Origin of the sequence: Halioglobus sp. HI00S01, from assembly GCF_001635445.1 — a bacterium.
Classification (GTDB): domain Bacteria; phylum Pseudomonadota; class Gammaproteobacteria; order Pseudomonadales; family Halieaceae; genus Halioglobus; species Halioglobus japonicus.
The window spans coordinates 193,015-211,585 of sequence record NZ_LWEE01000322.1 but is presented as its reverse complement, the minus strand read 5'-3'; the positions used below and the strand labels follow the sequence as shown (position 1 = coordinate 211,585).

Below are 18,571 nucleotides of genomic sequence, written 5' to 3'. Positions count from 1 at the left end.
GGTTTAAATACGCTTGCCACAAAAAACTAAAACACTTGTATTAATAAAACAAGTGTTCTAGTTTTTTACTCTCGCTAAATCCCCGCTGCTTTAATAGGAGAAACCTTATGCAGACAACGGTCGCAGCGGAACTTGATCTGCCGCCCGTCAACCAGATCGGCTTTGTAGTGAAAAACCTGGAAGAAGCAGTAGCGCGCTATCAGCCCTTATTCGGCGAGTTTACCGTGATGGAGGCTGCCGATATGGAGTGGGACTACAGGGGGCGCCCCGAAGTCAGTTCTCTGAAGATTGCCTTCGGTAACAGCGGTGATGTGGAAATCGAACTCATTGAGTGGGTGTCTGGTGAGACACCGCACAAGGAGTTTCTCGAGGCAGGGCATGAAGGCCTGCATCATCTGCGTTTCGTCGTCGTCGATGTCGATGCGAAAGTAAAGGAGTTGGCGACACATGGCTACCATCAAATCTGGTACAAGCGATTTGCAGAGGGCATGGCGGCCTCTTATCTGGAACGCGATGGCGATCCGGTGATCCTGGAATTGTTTGAAAATCATTCCGCGTAGATCCAGTGCCGTGACCAACAGCATTCATATCGATGACCTCGCTGCACCGCAGCTGACTGATCTGCAGCAATCTATCCACGACTACGGCAGGACACTGAATGTCGAGCTCGATGCTGCAGCAATCCTTGATGAGGCCAGCGAAGCGCTGGCCCTCAACGATTTTGGCGAACCAGATTTTCGCGCTCGACTGGATCTGCTCTGTGCGGAGTGGGGGGCTGACACCGGCCTCAACAATCTGGGCCGCCTCAGTCTGCGCAATAAATTGCTGTTGTACGCCCGCAGCAGGCTGCTCATTCAGGATGTGTTGAACAAGCACCCGGAAATACACGATATCCAGATTAAGCAGCCCATTATTGTGGCGGGTCTGCCCCGCTCGGGGACGACACATTTGCTTAATTTGATGGCTGCCGACAGCCGGTTTAGGTCATTGCCGCTGTGGGAGTCTTATGAGCCGGTACCCGTTCCCGGTGAGCAGCTTCTGCCTGACGGCACCGATCCACGCTATCAGCGCTGTGCCGACGCCTGGGCCGTCACGCAGCAGACTGTGCCACATCTGGCGGCGATGCATCCCATGGACCCCGATCACATCCATGAGGAGTTGGAGTTAATGGGGCCCGACTTCGCGTCCTATAACTTTGAATGGCTGTGTCACAGCCCACAGTGGCGTGATCATTACTATCGCTCTGACCAGACGCCGCACTACGAGTATATGAAAACCGTACTCAAGATATTGACCTGGCAGGACGGTGACGATGGCAGCCACACCCGCTGGGTGCTCAAGTGCCCGCAGCACCTCGAGCAACTGCCGGTTTTGCAGGCGGTGTTTCCCGATGCCACGATCGCGGTGACGCATCGTGACCCGGTATCGGTCATTCAATCCGCGGTGACCATGCTGGCATATGGCCAGAGAATGTCGCGTGAATCCATCGATCCGCCGGCGATCCTCGACTATTGGGCGGATCGGGTAGAGCACCTGTTGAGGGCCTGTATGCAGGATCGTCCGGCCCTCGATCCACAGCGCAGTATCGATGTGCTCTTCCACGAGTTCATGGCCGATGATCTGGGCATGGTGGAAGCCATTTATGCACGGGCAGGATTACCCATGACCGAGCAGGCCAAGGCAGAGCTACAGGCATTTATTGAGGCGCATCCACGCGGCAAGCATGGCGAAGTTGTTTACGACCTGGCTGGTCAGTTCGGTGTTACACCGGCCGCGCTTCGTGAACGCTTCGCTTTCTACTTTGAACAATTCCCCATCCAGGTTGAGGCCGGCGAGTAAGTTCACTATGCGTAACCCGATATACAAGCAGCGGCCTGTTGAGCCAAACCCGGCCAGATTTGGCGGCGAGCGAATCAATGATTTTATCGTTTTGTCCGAGGCGTTCTCCAATGCCTACCTGGTTGAGACAAGCGCCGGAGCGGTCCAGATCAATACGGGCATGGGCATGGAAGCACCGGTGATCAGCGCCAATTTTCGCGACTTTTCTACGTCGCCAGTGCAGGCGCTGGTGCTCACCCAGGGACATGTTGATCATGTGGGTGGCACGGCCTATTTCCGCGAACAACACCCCGGCTTGAAAGTCATAGCCGGCGCACTCAACCCAGAGCATCAGGCCTACGACGCGCGCCTGGCGCCGTTTCGTGCCGGGCGCTCTGCGTTCGCTTTTACCCAGAAGTTCGCCGCTGCATTTGAGTACTATAAATCACAGGATTACACCGACTTCCCAGCGCAGGATACGCCGCAGCCAGATGTGCTGGTTGAAGACGCCTATGTCTTTGAGGTGGGGGATACCCGGTTCGAGGTGATAGCCATTCCCGGCGCCGAAACCAACGATTCGGTCATCGTCTGGCTGCCGCAGCACAAGATCTGCTTTACGGGTAATTTGTTCGGCTGCCCCTTCGGACACTTTCCTAACCTGGTCACGATACGCGGGGATCGTTATCGAGATGCACTGGTGGTGGCTGAAGCCGTGAAGCGCATTCGTGATCTAGAACCCGAGATGATTTGCTATGGGCACCACGGTCCGGTGCGAGGTGCACAATTAATCGCAGATGAGCTCGACGCCCTATACGGTGCGATTATGCATGTGCACGACGAGACCGTGGCCGGCATGAACGCCGGCAAAGATGTTCATACGCTTATGTGCGACATCAGCCTGCCTCCGGAGTTGGAGGTAGGGCAGGGCTACGGCAAGGTCGCCTGGGGTGTGCGCGCGATCTGGGAAAACTACGCCGGCTGGTTCCACCATCGCTCCACCACAGAACTCTATGCCGTGCCAGCGAGCAGCATTCATGCAGACCTCGTCGAGATGGCCGGCGGCATAAGCGCAGTGGTCCAGCGGGCCGAAGAGAAGGCCGGGGCAGGAGAACTGATAGAGGCTCTGCATTTGCTCGACTTGGTGCCTCACACGAGCGGCGACGCCAAGGTGCTCTACGAGCGTATTCACGCTGCCCTGCTCGAGCAAAGCGATAACTTCTGGTTACAATCATGGCTTCGTCATCAAGGTGGCCTGTCATGAGTAGCAACCGGGAACAGTGGCAAAGTCTGCTGCAGGATCTTAACCAGCGCCAGGCGCGTGCTGAAGCCATGGGCGGCGAGGAACGCGTTGCCCGGCAGCATGGCAGGGGACGGCTGACTGCGCGCGAACGCGTTGCGCGTTTTCTCGACCCGGATTCATTCAACGAAATAGGTGCCCTTGCCGGCGACAATCACCCCAATGGCGAACCGCCGTTGGCGGGAGACGGTGTGGTGGGAGGTACCGGCGCGGTACACGGCCAGACAGTGGTGGTCCTGGCTGAGGACTTTACGGTAAAGGGCGGTTCTATCGGGCATGCCAATGCGGCAAAACGGGCACGTCTGGTAACGCTGGCCGCACAGCAATCACTGCCCCTGGTGCTCATGCTTGAAGGTGCCGGGGAGCGCGCCAGTAACGGCTTCGAGCGCTATCCGAATACGCCAAACGACCTACAACTGGTGGCTGATCTCAAGGGAAAAGTACCTGTGGTCAGCATGATCATGGGCCCATCGGCTGGGCACGGCGCCCTGACGGGTATGTTCGCCGATTTCATCATCATGCTCGAGGACGCTGCGCTGTTTACCGCGGGGCCGCCACTGGTCGCAGCCTCGCTGGGTATCGAGTGTTCGCCACAGGAGCTGGGCAGCGCGCAGATGCACGCAACCCAGAGCGGGGTGGTTCACAATGTAGCCGCCACGGAGGACGAGGCCATCGACCAGGCGCGCTATTTCCTCGGCCTGGTCGCCGGTGCAATTACCACAGCACCGCAGGCACAACCGGGCGCCGAAAAGTGCGCGACAGATGCATTGCTCGACATAATCCCCCCTGATGGCCAGAGAGCGTATGACGTGCGGCGGGTGATAGACGCCGTCGCAGATCGAGAGACCGTGTTTGAACTTCAGTCGGGTTATGGCAGCTCGCTGGTTGTGGCTCTTGCCAGGATTGGTGGTATACCGACAACGGTCATCGCCAATCAGCCGGCAGCGCTGGCGGGTGCCATTACCACGCAGGCGGCAGAGAAAGCTGCCCATTTTATTGAAGTTGCTGACCACTTTGGTCTGCCCCTGGTGTTCATGCTGGATAACCCCGGCGCGATGCCCGGACCGCAATCGGAACGGGACGGCATTCTCAAGGCTGCCGGTAAGATGTTTGCCGCGCAGCGTCGCTACCGGGGTCAGAAAATTGTCGTGACGCTGCGCAAGGGGTTTGGGTTTGGTTCTTCGGCGATGGGCATGAACCCCTGGGACGGACAGGCGATTAACCTCGCGTTGCCCTCCGTATCACTGGGGGGCGTGCCAGCGATTGGTGGCGATGCCGCTGCCAAGGCGACAGCGGATGAGTCAGCCAGAATGCAGGATATTCAATCCGGCGCGTGGGTTCCGGCCGATTCTATGGCGTTCGATAAAATTGTCAGTCCTGTGGCGCTGCGCGATGAGATCATCGATGTATTGCATCGACATCCGTATTCGGCTGACTGAACATCTCTAGCAGCTTGCATGCGCTGTCCAGCTCTTCGGTGGCGCTCACACCTGGGAGGCCGGCGCGCAAGATCAGGTGTGTCATACCCAGCGCTTCCCGGTATAGGTCGATCCGTGCATGAACGGATTCCGCTGACCCGATAATTGCCACGTCTTCTATCTGCTGATCGGCAAACTTGCCCGCAGCGCGCAGTTGTCGGGCCAGCCCTTCCTCAAGCGCTTTGCCGGCGCGGCTACTCTCGGCGATAAAAACGGTGCGCATAATCGGGGTGATGCGCACAGCCTCGGCCGGCGCATTGCGCCGATACGCAGCCAAATTCTGCGCAAGAAGGTCAAAAGACTCCAGGGGGGATGCCAGATAGGGCAGCCCCAGAAGGGCTATCTGTTGCAGGGCTTTGGGTCCAAGGGCCGCCGCCCAAAGTCTGGGCTCCGGCGTCTGCAGGGGCAGGGGAGCCAACCCGAGCGCACCATCGGCTTGCCACAGATCGCGGATCTGCTGGAGGCGCTGGGCAAACAGTGCGCGCTTGTCGCCAGAATCAATCCCGAATGCTTCAAACATCGCAGGCGCAATACCCCGCCCGAGGCCGAGGATAAGACGGCCCTCGCTCAATCGGTCCAGCACAGCAATTTCCTCGGCGGCCAGCACCGCGTTGCGTATTGGCAAGAGGTAGGAGACACAGCCCAGTTCAATTCGCGAGGTGGCTGCCGCTGCTGCGGCCAGTAATAGCAGCGGGGCGGGGACACTGCGCCCGCCGCTGAAGTGGCTCTCGGGAAGCCAGAACGAATCGAAGCCGTATTGTTCGGCGGTACGGGCCTGTTTGGATATGCCAGGGCCTTCCCTGACCGCCGACCAGTCCCAGGGTGTGGTGCCGATATGTAATCTTGTTTCTTGTGTCATCCCAGTATAATAGCGCGCATGCCGTCAAAACACGCCAGACTCGATCGATTTATCAGTGCGCGCAAAGGGATTCCCCGCCGCAGCGTGAAGCATCTTCTCGCCCAGCGTCGGGTTCGCATCGACGGCGATATTGCCGCGGATGCCAATCACCGCATCGGCCCGTTCACCCGGGTGGAGGTGGACGGTGACATTCTCCAGAACCTGCGGCCCCGTTACTTGATGATGAATAAACCAGCAGGCGTAGTGAGTGCGACTCGTGACAGTCGCCACACTACCGTGCTGGATCTCATTCCCGAAGAGGGCAGGGATACAGACCTGCATATCGCCGGGCGACTCGATTTTAATTCGACGGGCTTGCTGCTCCTGACTAATGACGGGCGCTTTTCTCGCTGGTTAAGTGACGCCGATTCGGGCGTGATCAAGCGCTACCGGGTCACATTGCGCGACCCGGTCACAGCGGACATGGTGACCGCCTTTGCAAAGGGCATGCATTTTGGCTTTGAAGATATAGTCACACGGCCCGCGCGGCTGACACCCTTGGCGTCGGACGGAACTCACGAGGCCGACGTGACCCTAAGCGAAGGGCGCTATCATCAGATCAAGCGCATGTTCGGCCGGTTTAACAATGAAGTGCTCGCCTTGCATCGTTATGCGATTGGCCCCTTTGAACTCGACGATGCACTGGCGCCCGGGCAGTCGAAAGCGATTGCGCCGCAGCTGCCGGCGCAATGGTCATGATCTGACCAGTGTCCCGCTAGGCCAATGCTGACGCAGCCTGTGGCCGGTTTTCCTAGGGTTCTACAAGAGTCATCCACAAGCTGTTCATATTTATTGTGGATTAACCGTTATACTAGCGCGCTCAAGAGAGAGCATTTTATGAACACATCCGCCAGCAGCATCTGGGCCTCGATTGCCGCATTTTTCACCAGCAAAGGCTACTGGGCCGCGTTGGCATTGCTCGGCATTTTCATGGAGGCTGTGGCCCTCTACTACCAGTATGTGATTGGCGATCCTCCCTGCCAGGTGTGTATTCACACCCGCATCTGGGTGGCAGCGTTTACCTTGCTTGCCATAATGATGTGTGTGATGCCGGCAAGAAAGTGGCTTAACCTTACCGGCCACGTGCTGGCCATCGTGTGTATGGCCGGTCTTTGGGAGCGCTGTAAATTCCTGTGGGATGTTGAGAACCGGCGCGGTGACGGCACCTGTGAAATTTTTCTCAACTTCCCCGACTGGTTCGCACTGGATGCGTGGTTTCCGGCAATGTTTGAGGTAAAGACCCTGTGTGGGTTTACCCCGATGATGCCATTTGGGATAACCATGGCAGAAATGCTGGTGGGCGCATCTTCGGTGCTGGTGGTCATTTCGGTGTTGGCGCTGGGGCTGGTCATTCGCAAGCCGGCATAACACGCACTACGACAATGTTCCTCGGTTACGCAAAGAGAGGCCTCGTCCTGCGATGAGAAAACGCAAGCAACAACCGGTACTGCTGCTACATCGCAAATCCGCCAATCGCCCGGAGGTAAAGGCCGCTGTTAAAGCAGTGCGCCGGCGCGGGGTAGACCTGCTGGTGCGGATTCCCTGGAACAAACGCGATAAGCGCAAGCACGTGAAAGCGCTTTTGCGGGAAGGCTATAGCCGCATTATTGCCGGGGGAGGGGACGGCACTCTCAATGCAGTCGCAGATGCACTGGTCAATTATCGCAAGACTGGCCAGAGCGTCAGTATGGGCATTCTGCCGTTGGGCACTGCCAATGATTTTGCTCATGGTCTGGCATTACCCTGTGACGATCTTGAGGCCTGCTTGTATCTGGCCGCCACAGGGAAGCCCCGGCCACTGGATATAGGGGCTGTTAACGGTCGTCACTTTATCAATGTTGCAAGTGGCGGGTTCGGCGCAGAGGTAACCGCAACCACTCCACAAGATATTAAGCGCCACCTCGGCGGCCTGGCTTATACCCTCAACGGTCTGGTGAAGTTATGGGATATGAAACCTTACGCCGGCGCCTTGCTGCTCCCGGACCAACCTGCGATTCCCTACAGTATGCTGTTAATGGCGGTCGGCAACAGTCGGCTCGCCGGCGGTGGCTTCGAGGTAGCGCCTGCAGCGGACCCGGCGGACGGACTATTGGATCTGATGCTACTCACAGAGGGCGCGCTAACCGACCCTGCCAGGGCGCTGGCAGAAATCCAGACGCCGCTGAACCCGAACAATAAGCTGGTGATGTATCGCCAGGCAAAAGCTTTCACGCTTGAATCAGAGCAACTCCTCCATATTAATCTCGACGGAGAACCGATTACGGGTCATCGCTTCAGCTTCGAGGTTTTTGACAGTGCTCTGGATGTCGTCTATTAGTTGCTCACGGAGGAATTTCTCATGGGCACAGTGACAGACGTTACGAAAGCAGGCACACGGACGGCCACCTGGTTGGGTATCGCCGTATTATTAATGGGTATACTGGCGATCGCCATGCCGTTCGCCACCGGTGTGGCCATCACCATCGGCCTTGGCCTGGTGTTGCTGGTGACGGCGATTGCACAGCTGGTATTTGCGTTCCAATCGCATTCATTCGGCAGCGGGGTGCTGCGATTTGCTTTTGGTCTGTTGGCAGGCATCTGCGCCATTGCGCTCATGACCCAGCCGGGCGCAGGGCTCGCCACTATCACGCTCTTCCTCGCCGTCTGGTTTATGGTGGACGGTGTATTCGCCATTATCCAGGGTATTCGCTGGCGGCCAGAGCCAGGTTCCGGCTGGTTGATTTTCAACGGCATTATCGGACTAATACTGGGCATCATGGTTTATAACCAGTTCCCCAGTTCCGCGGTGTGGCTGGTCGGGCTTATGGTAGGCATCCGCCTGCTGGTATCGGGATTCACAATGATTGCCTTTGGCGCCATGGCGCGCGGGGCGGCGAAGGCTATCGATGAGGAGATAGACCGGGCCACCGCCTAACGCTGTTGCATCTCAGGGGCCGTCCCATTGCATCCATCAGCCCCCTCACCTGCTTTACACTGCTCTCGCTCAGCGTCTTTGCTGAGCGGGCTCAGGGCAGCGAAGCCACTACTCAGGATTTTGCTGCTCCTCGCCATATCATTCGTATCCAAGCGCGTGATGCTCATATGTTTATTCCTGAGCCTGCCGATGCTCGGGCGATGCCGTTGATTGTGCTGCTCCATGGCTATGGGAATGGAAAATGTGCGCAATGCCCATTGCGTCTTCATAGTTATTGCGGGCCTGCTCCGGGCCCGGCAGCAAAGAGAAACACCTGCGAAGTGGCTAAGCGCCCGTTTTCTTCCGGCAAACCCGTCAAGCTTTGGTCGTTGGCCTATTTATTGTGACCGAGCATTTATTTTTCTGGATTTAGAGAGAGGTTGGTGCTATTTCTACATGGGTTAATAATGATTACAGGTACGTACACATGTTCAAAAAATGTCTCAAGGTTAGTTGGGTAATGGCGTTGTTGATACTCCCAACAGTGGTTTACGCAGCCCCACCAAATATTCTCGTTATATGGGGTGACGATATCGGTTGGTCTAACGTCAGCGCCTATAATCATGGCGTGATGGGGTATAACACCCCTAACCTAGACAGAATCGCGACCGAAGGGGTTTTGTTTACGGACCACTATGCACAGCCTTCATGCACGGCCGGTCGAGCTGCTTTTATCACCGGCCAGTATCCAATTAGGTCAGGCATGACAACGGTAGGCCAGCCAGGTGATGCACTGGGTTTACAGAAGGAGTCTCCTTCTTTGGCGGAGGTGATGAAAGCGCAGGGCTACCGCACCGGACATTTTGGTAAAAACCATCTAGGCGATCGTAACGAGCACCTGCCGACGGTTCATGGATTCGACGAGTTCTTCGGTAACCTTTATCACTTGAATACACAGGAAGAGTCTGAGCAGCGCGATTACCAGAATTTTGCTAAAGCTTATTCCGGCGATCTGGAAACCTATGAGGCAAAGTTCGGCACGCGGGGTGTGATCCACTCCTATGCGACTACGAAAACGGACCGAACCGTCGAGCCTCGGTTTGGCCGGATCGGAAAACAGACGATTGAAGATACCGGTCCGCTCACGCAGGAGCGCATGAAAAATTTCGATGCTGAAGAGGTCATACCCAAGGCATTACGTTTTATGGCAGATGCGAAAGCGGCTGATGAACCCTTCTTTGTCTGGCTGAACACCAGTCGTATGCACCTCTACACCCGGATTGGTAACGAGTGGCTGGAGAGAGTTGAAACGATTACCAGCGAGGCAGATTACCACGGCGCCGGCATGCTTCAGCATGATCATGATATGGGTATCGTCCTCGACTGGCTGGATGATCAAGGTTTGAGTGAGAACACCATTGTCCTCTATTCCACAGATAACGGTCCAGAGCACGCGTCATGGCCCCATGGTGCCACCACACCCTTCCGCGGTGAGAAGATGACAACCTATGAAGGCGGCGTACGGGTTCCTTTGATGGTGCGATGGCCCGACAAAATCGCTGCTGGCAGTAAGCTGACGGGCATTCAGGGTCATCAAGATCTTTTCACCACACTCTCTGCCGCAGCCGGCGTTCCGGACGTCGCTGAGAAAATGATGAAAGAGAAGAAGCAGTACATCGATGGCGTGAACAATCTGAGCTATTGGTTAGGTGAGACAGACGTATCAAATCGCAACCACATCTTCCACTACTACGAGAGTAAGCTCACGGCGGTTCGGATGGGGCCATGGAAGTTTCATTTTTCGACTAAAGAAGACTACTACGCCAACGTGGTTCCCAGAACCGTTCCGCTTGTCTTCAATATCCGCATGGACCCCTATGAGAGTTATAGCAACTCGGATTCATACGGTCACCTGCTGCAGAAAGTCTCTTGGTTGCTGCAGCCAATGGGCGAACTGATGGAACAGCATTTGCAGACCTTGGCAGAATATCCACCCGTACAGGGCGGCAAAACCTTTGATATGTCAAATGTTGTCGAACAGTTTGTCAATAAGCCCCGGCAGTAATGCGGTACAGGCGTTTTGCGTTAGTGAATGCCTGATGTAGGTCCCACAGTCATTGCCCTTTCAGACGCTCTCCCAGGGTTCAACTCCTGGGAGGTGTCACATCAAGGGGTGGGAAAGCTTGTAAGTTTTGAACTGTGACATGCAGGTATTGCCACACTACAAGCATAGCCATGACGACAATCACTCAATGTTAAGTGCAAGCATAGGCCCAATGTGCACCTTTGCGAAAAGTTTAATTGCTTCATGCACACTTGCCGGCTTGCAGTATTTTTCCAGTTCGTCCAAATCACCAGAAGGGAGGCCGCATTGAGATTTGCGATAATATTATTACTACTTCTGTTAGCAGGCTGTCAGCAAGACATGGCTGTGACGTTGAATGCAAAGGAGCAAGGCCTTGCTGCGGCTTCGGTCTATCACAATGGCGATGTGCTAACTATGGCGGGGGATAAGCCTGTCGTTGCCGCGGCAGTCGTTGAGAAAAATGGGAGCATCGTTTTTATCGGTGAGCTAGATGAGGCGAAAAAACACGCTGGCAGTGATGCGGCTTACGTTGATCTCGCGGGCGCAACACTTATGCCCGGTTTCATTGAGCCCCATTTACATCCATCTCTAGCCGCCGTAATGCTCCAGAATGAGATCATCGCCCCCTACGACTGGAAGCTCCCATCCGGCGTTAAAAGAGGGGTGACAGGCCAAGAGGGCTTTCGCCGTCGAATTACAGAATCTATCGCGGAAAATGCCCAGCCTGATGAAATATACTTCATATGGGGTTTTCACCAGTTATGGCATGGCTCGTTATCCAGAGAGGCTCTTAATCAAATTGCAGGAGATCAGCCCGTCGGAGTTATCCATCGATCGTTTCACGAAATCTACCTGAACGACGCTGCGATAGGACAACTTGGGATCATAGAGGAGGACTTTGCTGCCAATCCACAGGTCAACTGGGAGAAAGGGCATTTCTATGAAGGCGGTTGGCTTGCGTTGGTGCCAACTATGGCTCCAGCTATGTTGCAGCCAGAGAAGTATCTTCAGGGACTGGCGGTAATGTCTCAGATACTGCAAAAGAACGGCATTACGACGATCGCAGAGCCGGGTTTTCCGAGCTCAAACTTTGAACTTGAGTTTGCCCTGCTGAAATCAGAGATGGAGAATGAACCACCTTATGATGTGTATCTGATCCCGAGCGGAACGCAGTTGTACGCCATGAAGGGCGGCAACAAGGAAGCAATGGCGTTCATCGAAGGCCTCGCGATCAGTGACGACTTTCGCACGAAAAACATCCGATTCCTTCCTAAGCAGGTGAAGCTATTTGCCGATGGGGCTATATATTCTCAGTTAATGCAGATGGTAGATGGCTATACCGACGGCCACGAGGGTGAGTGGATGACCCCGCTTCCGCTGTTCGCCGAGCAGGTGAAAATGTATTGGGACAACGGCTACAAGATTCATGTGCATGCAAATGGTGACCTGGGCCAGCAGATGGTTATTTACAATGTCTCGCGCCTACAGAAAGACAACCCTCGTGCAGACCACCGCTTTACTCTACACCATATGGGCTACTTTACGGCAGCAATGGCGGATCAGATGGCCGCTATTGGTATGGAGGCATCAGTGAACCCCTACTATTTGTGGGCTTTGGCTGACAAATATGCCGAACACGGTTTGGGAAATAAGCGCGCAGAGAATCTCGTGGCACTTAAACTACTGGTGGAACGAGAAATTCCATTGTCTTTTCATTCGGACTTTTCCATGGCGCCCGTAGAACCCTTGACACTTGCCTGGACCGCAGTCAACCGTACGACATCGCAGGGTACCAAGATGTCTCAGGATCAACGGATTTCGGTATATGATGCACTGCGCGCGATCACCATCGACGCCGCGCGAGCCCTTAATCTGGAAGCTGAGATCGGCTCTCTCGAGACCGGTAAGGTGGCTAATTTCACCATTTTGGCTGAAAACCCACTTAATGTTGATTCGATGCGTTTGAAGGACGTCGAAGTGAAGGCTGTCGTGCACAGGGGGGCGCTTCACTATAACTCAAGAAGATAGAACACCGTTGCCAGTTTGCCCGTGCATGCGTCTAATAGCATAGTCCCGCTACGAAGGCGTTTAAAGGTCGTCTAGGTTGTCTTTGGTCGAGCATTTTGAATGCGAGAAGTCTTGCTGGGATTTTCTAGGTGAGAGATTAAATCGTTCCTCGTGGAATGCATGAGTTGACTACCAGGATCAGAAACCCAGGAACTCAGAGTAGCCTCCGAGTGAAATTTTTGGATGTGCTTTAATCATCCAGGTGTCACTCGCTTTTAGAAGAGATTGCACTATAGTTTCGAGGCGTGCCAAGAGCTTACGAGGTAAGGATATTGATGAAGCCGTTGTTCCAAACTGCCCATTTGCTCAAGAACTATATCCGCGCGCTGTCGTTTTTCCTGTGGTGCGCCGCGGGACATGCGTACGAGTGGCCACAGGAAGTGGATTATCGCGATGGTGAGATAACTATCTATCAGCCGCAGCCAGAGGCGATAGAGCGTGATTCTATTATCGCTCGGTCAGCTCTATCTATCCAATTTCACGACGCTGACGAGCCTGTGTTTGGCGTGGCCTGGTTTACAGCTAGAGTAACGACTGACAGAGCGCTCGACCAGGCTACATTCACCGATATTCATATAGATCGCGCATCCTGGCCAGACGCCCAGGACCTTCAGGAACAAAGTTTATCGCAGGCAATTGAACGAGCGTTTTCTGATACCGCCATGCATATGAAGCTGTCAGATCTGACGGCCAGCCTGGCGGCCAACCAGAAGGCGCACGATAGCCTCAATGAGATCGATAATACGCCCCCCCGGGTTATCTTCCGCGAAGAACTTGCCGTTCTGCTGCTGTTCGATGGCCAACCACGATTTTCAGCGGTTGAAAAGACGCGATATGAGCGCGCTTTGAATACCGCAATGGTGGTCGTTAGGGATACCCAAAACCAGCGCCTCTACCTGACTAATGGCTCGGCCTGGTATAAGTCCATTGACCCGCTTGGCCCATGGACGGTTACTGACAATCCGCCGCGCGACCTTGTTCAGATGATTGAGGATGCAGATCAGGAAGAGACCAATAGCGTGGCGGACGCGCCTGCCATCGTTACAGCCATCGAACCGACCGAACTTATTGTCAGCACGGGACCGCCGAGTTGGACCAGTCTAGATGGCGGACAGTTGCTCTACGTGCAGAATACGGAAACGCCGTGGATACGTGACCTGAATACAGGCAATGTATACGTACAGCTGTCCGGCCGCTGGTACCGGGCAGCTAGTGAAAAAGGCCCCTGGGTATTCGTCCGGGGCGATAAGCTGCCCGATAGTTTCGCCCGTATCCCGCCGGCGTCAGATATTGGTGGTGTGCGCAGCTCAGTTGCCGGTACGCCGGAGGCCGAAGAGGCGGTCGCAGATGCACAAATTCCACAGACCGCAGCAATTGATCGAAGTGAAGCGTTTCTGACCGTTAGCTACGATGGCAGACCAGACTTCAAGGCGATTAAAGGCACGTCAGTAGCCTATGCACTGAATACAGACGCGCAGGTGCTGCGTATTAACGACACTTACTATGCCGTCGATAATGGAGTTTGGTTTTTTGCGAAGGATGCGCGGGGGCCGTGGCAGGTGGCCGACAGTGTGCCTGACGAGGATATTGCCTCTATTCCGCCATCTGCACCGGTGTATAACACAACACATGTACATATCTACCAGTCGACACCTTCGGTGGTATACGTCGGATATACCCCGGGGTATCTATGGTCCTTTAATTATTACGGCGTACCGGTGTATGGCACCGGCTGGTATTACCCGCCGTATATCGGGCGTGTCTATTATCCGCGTACTCCTACCTGGGGCTTCCACGTTGGCTACAACCCCTGGCTTGGCTGGAACTATGGCGTGAGTTGGGGCGCGCCCTTTTACCGCGCGGGCGTTATGTGGCATGGCGGCTGGGGGCGGGGGTATCACCCCGGCCGTTGTTGCGGCGGTTTCTATGGTGGCGGCTACAGACACAACGACATCACTATCAATACAGGTGATATCCATATAGGGCGGACAACTAGTATTGGTCGACATACTCTGGCACAAGCCGAAAAGACGAAGCCGTATCACAAGACCAATCTATACCGTAATGACGCGAATAAGCGCAGGATTGTTGATCAGGCCTCAATACATAAGGACCTAAAGCAGACACGGCAGTCGGTGAACAAGAAGAACAATCTCTATGCTGATCCCAATGGCCGCGTTGCGCGTCATGATGGGAATCAGTGGCATTTGCGCGATAATAATAAATGGAGACCTGTCGACGGCAATAAGCCCATCAAGCCTGACAATGGAAGGGCTCCCTTGCCTGACAAGCTGGTGAATCCGCAGTCACGCCCAGCCGCACTTCCGAATGGCAATCACCACACAAGGCCGGCGGTACACCCAGAGACGGGGCATCACGTCCGACCGGCGGTAAAACCTGGCAACGGGCACCATATCATGCCGCCTGTGAAGCCGACTGCAAGACCTGCGCCTAAACCACAACCTAAGGCATTTCCACAGAGCCAGGGGGGCGGGCACCAGGCTGCAACTTTCAACCATGCACACATGGATCGTCACATGCAGGCGCGGCAGCGTATGAGCTCAGGCAAGATGGCGACGTTTAAGAGATAGGCAAGGGGCTAGAGGATGACAACCAACACCACCGTCGTGCATAAGTGTTTCACCATCAACTGGTTACATTGATAGGGCCTAAAGGCTGAGGGGTTGCTTTCAAGCCCACAAAAACTAACTCGCAGTGGCGAAAACCCCGCCTGTGCGATCCCTTAGCCCACGGGTTATGAATTAAGCCGAGAAGCGCGGCTTAACAGTGCCTTTTCATGCGTCTGAAGTCTGCACTATGTCGTTGTTGGCGGAGTCCGGCATTGCTTGCAACAGTAGAGATATTGGGCGAGCTGACAACTATCAATAGAGCTACCTGACTCCGCTGTTAGAGTGCTTCGCAGCCCGGGCCCCGATGAATCCGGTGCAAACCATCAATAGCAACATGAAGACTGAAGCAAGAGTGTCTACGCGCGCCGGACGTGGATTTTCTCCATCGATGAGGACAACAGTTTCTACAAGTGGTGACAATGCAGTGGGTGAACTGTCGCTCTTAATAGAGGCGTTGTTGGATATAACGGTACCGTTGGCAGCCCCCGGGTCAGCCACAACGCTGACGGTAACTGACGCAGCCTGTCCCGGGGGGAGCCTGCCTACCTGCCAGACTTGCGCCCCCTTTCCGTGAACACAATTATCACTACAGAGACTAAATCGTGTGCCAGTGGGAAGGATGTCCGCGACAACGACGCCATCTGCCGGAAGCGCGCCAGTATTCTCGAAGTCGATTGAATAGGTGATCTCACCAACTGGCTCAACAACAGCGACATCGGCTGTTTTCACAACTCTAAGCTGAGGCAGGTTTGATACGGTGACATTTGCAGAGGCAGTTACCGGCAACCCAAGCTGGGCGTCCAGTTCTGCCACGTTCTTCAAAATACTGCCGCTCGCAGGGCTTGGTACTAGAACAGTCAAGGATTCCGATCCATTGACATTGGACGGCAGGCTACCGAGGTTCCAGCTAACTCTGTTGCCAGTCTAGATGTAGTTACCAGTTGCTGAGACTAATTGCGTTTGTGTTGGTAGGTAGTCTATCAGCTGAGCGTCGGGCTCCTCGCTGCCTGTATTGGAGTAATCCAAGGTGTAGACAATTTCTTGTCCGGCAGCCGCGGCAACCAAACTTCTCGAAGCGGTTTTTGTGAGATTTAATTCCGGTTGTTCTGAGACAAATATGATGAGACCCGCGCCGCCCTCTGGCCCCTTGCTAAAATCAAAGCTTGCTTCAAACTCGACCGAGTCTCCATTGCTCAGGCTATTGCTAAGCTCTACCGAAAGCACCACAGAGGTGGATTGTTGAGGGCCCAGTGTTCCAATATTCCATGTCACGGAGTTTGCGCTTAATGTACCTCCACCGAGGTTCGACACGTAGCTTGTGTTTTGTGGTACGTCCGCCCTGATCACAACACTCTCAGCCGCTGTGGACGTCTGATTAACGATTTCGGTAGTAAATTACACTATATCACCAGGCCGCGGGTATTGGGCAGAGAAGAAGCATCCGCGACAAGTGATGTATTGCTCCTGACTGTAGTTACAACAACATTACTCAGACTAGCTTGGACACTTTCCTGACTATTCAGTTGAGCTTGATTTTGTATCTCTGTCCCGTCCGGAACAAGGCCAACCGTCGCAGAAATGCTAACTGCTCCCGATTGGCCAGGGGCGAGGTCTGGCAGCGACCATTCGACCTTACTGCCTGACACCGTAACGCCACCGGTTGCAGTGATTGATGATGGCTCGAAGTCGGTGGGGAGGCTATCGATCAACGTAACATTCGTTGCGGGGGTCGGACCAGCGTTGTTATAGGTCAAAGTGTAGATCAACCTATCACCAACATTGGCATTGCTCCTGTTAACGGCTTTACTTATTTCAAGGTCAGGGGCTTGAAGATTAATGATAGAGACAGTTTAAGAGTTGATCGGGCCAATACCTTGTCCTTGGACATTGGCCGAATTATCCCAATTCGCCAACAATGGTGCTACAACCGTAGTAATGATACTCAGCGAAAGAGTCTGGCCCGGTCCGAAGGGAAAGCTCCACTCTACGAGGGTGTTGTTAAAAGCGTCAGTCACAGAGGTGCCATCGCCTGTTGCTGCAACAAAATCAACTTCTGGGCCGAGAGTATCCTGCACAACAACATCGATAGCAGCAGAGGTGCCTGTGTTCGCAATTTCAAGGAGGTAGATTAGTTGAGATCCAGTTGTAACAATGTTCGACGAAGCGTCTTTGGTAATAGATAGCGCCGGAGCAGCGCTAGCCAATTAGGCAGAGACACACCAAAACATGGCGCCTAGGTAGATTGCAAGCAGATGCGGTATGTTCTTGCTGGCAGGCTTTTGCTTAACCATCGTCATTCTTTACTTCCAGTAAAATCCTCGGAAAACAATAACGCGAACCCTCTCCTAGTAGTCAGGGTCCTGTTATTCATGTGGCTGGACTATGCTGAGTTCATCGCAGGCTGCAAAGCAGTTCTCGGCCCATCTCTCCGAACCAAAGACAACCTATAGCCTCGAAAAGGGTTGTTCAATGACGACTCGAGCACAGTGATGTGCTCGATCGGTGCAAGATGCGTGCGGTTACTGATTTCTTGGGTCTACTATTCAGCCCCGCCCAACCAGTAGCTGGCAGGATCGTCGGGACAAACACCTGGACCACATAGTGCAAAGGCTGCCATCGCGTTTAATGCAATTAGAAGCAGTGTCGCCGCAACAGCGGTTTTGGAAATAGCAGGTAGCTCCTTCCAGGAAAGTGGGCCTTGCGAGTCTTCATATTGCGCCGGAAGGCTGCTTAATAATGCAAGCCCGATCACAATGATAGTAAAAAGGACGAATGCCCAGGTGTAAAAATGAAGTCCCAGAAATGGTGCCCCGTACCCCGGTGTGCCGGGTATCACATGAAGACTGATCTGTCGCAAAGCAAAAGCTGCACCAGCAACGGCTGCAATAATTGAAAAGCCATAATGTGCGGGTTTAGGTCCGACTATGACGTTCAGCATAAGGCCTATACAGACTGCTGCGAACGCGACTCGTTGCAGAAGGCACAGAGGGCAGGGCAGCTCGCCATGCAGCAATTGATCGGAAAAAGCATAAACAAGGGTCAGCCCTATTGCGATCAGCCCCAGAGCATTGAGCTGGCGAATTTTATGGCTAGTCACAGCGTTGATCATAGTAAAATCGCCAACTCGTCCTGCGCATGGTGTAAAAACCACGCTGCCGTCACTAGAAGTGATAGATAGGCGAGTGTGAGTGACTGTTTGCTCCGTCCTTTTATGGCGAGTATGCCGGATGTAAAAAATAGAGCAAAAAGTAGCGCCATCATAACAATGCCTCCTCGCGTGTCTCCTTACAACTCAAGGCACACCGAATTCAGTGTAGCGTTGCAATCCATTAAAAGACTAATAAGTCTTGTTGCCCATCGGGCGGAATAACCTTTGCATATACCGTCCTCATGAGTCTAGCCCA

General features: G+C 54.3%; 18 protein-coding genes. 11 read left to right on the top strand and 7 right to left on the bottom strand.

The genetic code is table 11. From position 1 onward, the window contains the following. The first annotated feature begins 107 nt into the window (after nucleotides 1–107). From A3709_RS20645 to A3709_RS20630, 4 genes are read left to right on the top strand one after another with little or no spacing between them, the layout of a single operon-like run. Nucleotides 108–560, top strand: a complete 453-nt coding sequence (locus A3709_RS20645; protein ID WP_066059215.1) for a VOC family protein — start codon at nucleotides 108–110, stop codon at nucleotides 558–560. 10 nt (nucleotides 561–570) lie between these two features. Further along, nucleotides 571–1,839: a sulfotransferase gene (locus tag A3709_RS20640; protein ID WP_066059212.1), complete on the top strand. Its 1,269-nt coding sequence runs from the start codon at nucleotides 571–573 to the stop codon at nucleotides 1,837–1,839. 7 nt (nucleotides 1,840–1,846) lie between these two features. Then, on the top strand, nucleotides 1,847–3,079 hold the full coding sequence (locus tag A3709_RS20635) for an MBL fold metallo-hydrolase (protein WP_066059210.1): 1,233 nt from the start codon (nucleotides 1,847–1,849) through the stop codon (nucleotides 3,077–3,079). Then, complete coding sequence (locus A3709_RS20630) at nucleotides 3,076–4,554, top strand: acyl-CoA carboxylase subunit beta (protein WP_066059207.1); 1,479 nt, start codon at nucleotides 3,076–3,078, stop codon at nucleotides 4,552–4,554. Before A3709_RS20635 ends, A3709_RS20630 begins: the two co-directional genes overlap by 4 nt. Here A3709_RS20630 and A3709_RS20625 read toward each other — a convergent pair. Further along, nucleotides 4,514–5,452 carry an LLM class flavin-dependent oxidoreductase gene (locus A3709_RS20625; RefSeq protein WP_066059204.1) on the bottom strand — a complete coding sequence of 313 codons (939 nt, stop codon included), beginning with the start codon at nucleotides 5,450–5,452 and terminating at the stop codon, nucleotides 4,514–4,516. The genes A3709_RS20630 and A3709_RS20625 overlap by 41 nt on opposite strands. Nucleotides 5,453–5,470: 18 nt before the next feature. Here A3709_RS20625 and A3709_RS20620 point away from each other — a divergent pair, with 18 nt between their 5' ends. From A3709_RS20620 to A3709_RS20585, 7 genes are all read left to right on the top strand, one after another. After that, the gene (locus A3709_RS20620; protein ID WP_066059202.1) at nucleotides 5,471–6,190 is read left to right on the top strand and encodes a pseudouridine synthase; all 720 of its coding nucleotides are present in this window, start codon (nucleotides 5,471–5,473) and stop codon (nucleotides 6,188–6,190) included. Between the two features lie 138 nt (nucleotides 6,191–6,328). Continuing rightward, nucleotides 6,329–6,859, top strand: a complete 531-nt coding sequence (locus A3709_RS20615; protein ID WP_066059194.1) for a disulfide bond formation protein B — start codon at nucleotides 6,329–6,331, stop codon at nucleotides 6,857–6,859. Between the two features lie 52 nt (nucleotides 6,860–6,911). Beyond that, nucleotides 6,912–7,808 carry a YegS/Rv2252/BmrU family lipid kinase gene (locus A3709_RS20610; RefSeq protein ID WP_066059190.1) on the top strand — a complete coding sequence of 299 codons (897 nt, stop codon included), beginning with the start codon at nucleotides 6,912–6,914 and terminating at the stop codon, nucleotides 7,806–7,808. Nucleotides 7,809–7,829: 21 nt separating this feature from the next. Further along, complete coding sequence (locus A3709_RS20605; protein ID WP_082850272.1) at nucleotides 7,830–8,405, top strand: HdeD family acid-resistance protein; 576 nt, start codon at nucleotides 7,830–7,832, stop codon at nucleotides 8,403–8,405. 499 nt (nucleotides 8,406–8,904) lie between these two features. Further along, nucleotides 8,905–10,449, top strand: a complete 1,545-nt coding sequence (locus A3709_RS20595) for an arylsulfatase (protein WP_066059357.1) — start codon at nucleotides 8,905–8,907, stop codon at nucleotides 10,447–10,449. A gap of 360 nt (nucleotides 10,450–10,809) precedes the next feature. Beyond that, the gene (locus A3709_RS20590; protein WP_197484326.1) at nucleotides 10,810–12,498 is read left to right on the top strand and encodes an amidohydrolase; all 1,689 of its coding nucleotides are present in this window, start codon (nucleotides 10,810–10,812) and stop codon (nucleotides 12,496–12,498) included. Nucleotides 12,499–12,812: 314 nt separating this feature from the next. Next, nucleotides 12,813–15,128 (top strand): proline-rich domain-containing protein, encoded by a 2,316-nt coding sequence (locus A3709_RS20585; RefSeq protein WP_066059184.1) that lies wholly within the window; start codon nucleotides 12,813–12,815, stop codon nucleotides 15,126–15,128. Nucleotides 15,129–15,428: 300 nt separating this feature from the next. Here A3709_RS20585 and A3709_RS20580 read toward each other — a convergent pair whose 3' ends face one another. The 6 genes from A3709_RS20580 to A3709_RS25110 all read right to left on the bottom strand — a co-directional run bounded on the left by A3709_RS20580 (nucleotide 15,429) and on the right by A3709_RS25110 (nucleotide 18,425). Beyond that, nucleotides 15,429–16,028, bottom strand: a complete 600-nt coding sequence (locus A3709_RS20580; protein WP_197484325.1) for a DUF11 domain-containing protein — start codon at nucleotides 16,026–16,028, stop codon at nucleotides 15,429–15,431. 63 nt (nucleotides 16,029–16,091) lie between these two features. After that, nucleotides 16,092–16,550 carry a DUF11 domain-containing protein gene (locus A3709_RS20575; protein ID WP_082850269.1) on the bottom strand — a complete coding sequence of 153 codons (459 nt, stop codon included), beginning with the start codon at nucleotides 16,548–16,550 and terminating at the stop codon, nucleotides 16,092–16,094. 17 nt (nucleotides 16,551–16,567) lie between these two features. Continuing rightward, nucleotides 16,568–16,978, bottom strand: a complete 411-nt coding sequence (locus tag A3709_RS25115) for a hypothetical protein (protein ID WP_369795171.1) — start codon at nucleotides 16,976–16,978, stop codon at nucleotides 16,568–16,570. Nucleotides 16,979–17,017: 39 nt separating this feature from the next. Then, complete coding sequence (locus A3709_RS22855) at nucleotides 17,018–17,371, bottom strand: DUF11 domain-containing protein (protein ID WP_082850267.1); 354 nt, start codon at nucleotides 17,369–17,371, stop codon at nucleotides 17,018–17,020. Nucleotides 17,372–17,706: 335 nt separating this feature from the next. Further along, on the bottom strand, nucleotides 17,707–18,276 hold the full coding sequence (locus tag A3709_RS20570; protein WP_197484323.1) for a disulfide bond formation protein B: 570 nt from the start codon (nucleotides 18,274–18,276) through the stop codon (nucleotides 17,707–17,709). Continuing rightward, the gene (locus tag A3709_RS25110; protein WP_369795170.1) at nucleotides 18,273–18,425 is read right to left on the bottom strand and encodes a DUF5993 family protein; all 153 of its coding nucleotides are present in this window, start codon (nucleotides 18,423–18,425) and stop codon (nucleotides 18,273–18,275) included. Before A3709_RS25110 ends, A3709_RS20570 begins: the two co-directional genes overlap by 4 nt. Nucleotides 18,426–18,571: the final 146 nt, after the last annotated feature.

Bases quoted from the DNA above. Each gene is read 5' to 3' on its own strand.
- A3709_RS20590 (WP_197484326.1), top strand. From the start codon at position 10,810: ATGGCTGTGACGTTGAATGCAAAGGAGCAAGGCCTTGCTGCGGCTTCG.
- A3709_RS20630 (WP_066059207.1), top strand. From the start codon at position 3,076: ATGAGTAGCAACCGGGAACAGTGGCAAAGTCTGCTGCAGGATCTTAAC.
- A3709_RS20645 (WP_066059215.1), top strand. From the start codon at position 108: ATGCAGACAACGGTCGCAGCGGAACTTGATCTGCCGCCCGTCAACCAG.
- A3709_RS20615 (WP_066059194.1), top strand. From the start codon at position 6,329: ATGAACACATCCGCCAGCAGCATCTGGGCCTCGATTGCCGCATTTTTC.
- A3709_RS20635 (WP_066059210.1), top strand. From the start codon at position 1,847: ATGCGTAACCCGATATACAAGCAGCGGCCTGTTGAGCCAAACCCGGCC.
- A3709_RS20625 (WP_066059204.1), bottom strand. From the start codon at position 5,452: ATGACACAAGAAACAAGATTACATATCGGCACCACACCCTGGGACTGG.
- A3709_RS20610 (WP_066059190.1), top strand. From the start codon at position 6,912: ATGAGAAAACGCAAGCAACAACCGGTACTGCTGCTACATCGCAAATCC.
- A3709_RS20570 (WP_197484323.1), bottom strand. From the start codon at position 18,276: ATGATCAACGCTGTGACTAGCCATAAAATTCGCCAGCTCAATGCTCTG.
- A3709_RS20605 (WP_082850272.1), top strand. From the start codon at position 7,830: ATGGGCACAGTGACAGACGTTACGAAAGCAGGCACACGGACGGCCACC.
- A3709_RS20585 (WP_066059184.1), top strand. From the start codon at position 12,813: ATGAAGCCGTTGTTCCAAACTGCCCATTTGCTCAAGAACTATATCCGC.
- A3709_RS20620 (WP_066059202.1), top strand. From the start codon at position 5,471: ATGCCGTCAAAACACGCCAGACTCGATCGATTTATCAGTGCGCGCAAA.
- A3709_RS20595 (WP_066059357.1), top strand. From the start codon at position 8,905: ATGGCGTTGTTGATACTCCCAACAGTGGTTTACGCAGCCCCACCAAAT.
- A3709_RS25110 (WP_369795170.1), bottom strand. From the start codon at position 18,425: ATGGCGCTACTTTTTGCTCTATTTTTTACATCCGGCATACTCGCCATA.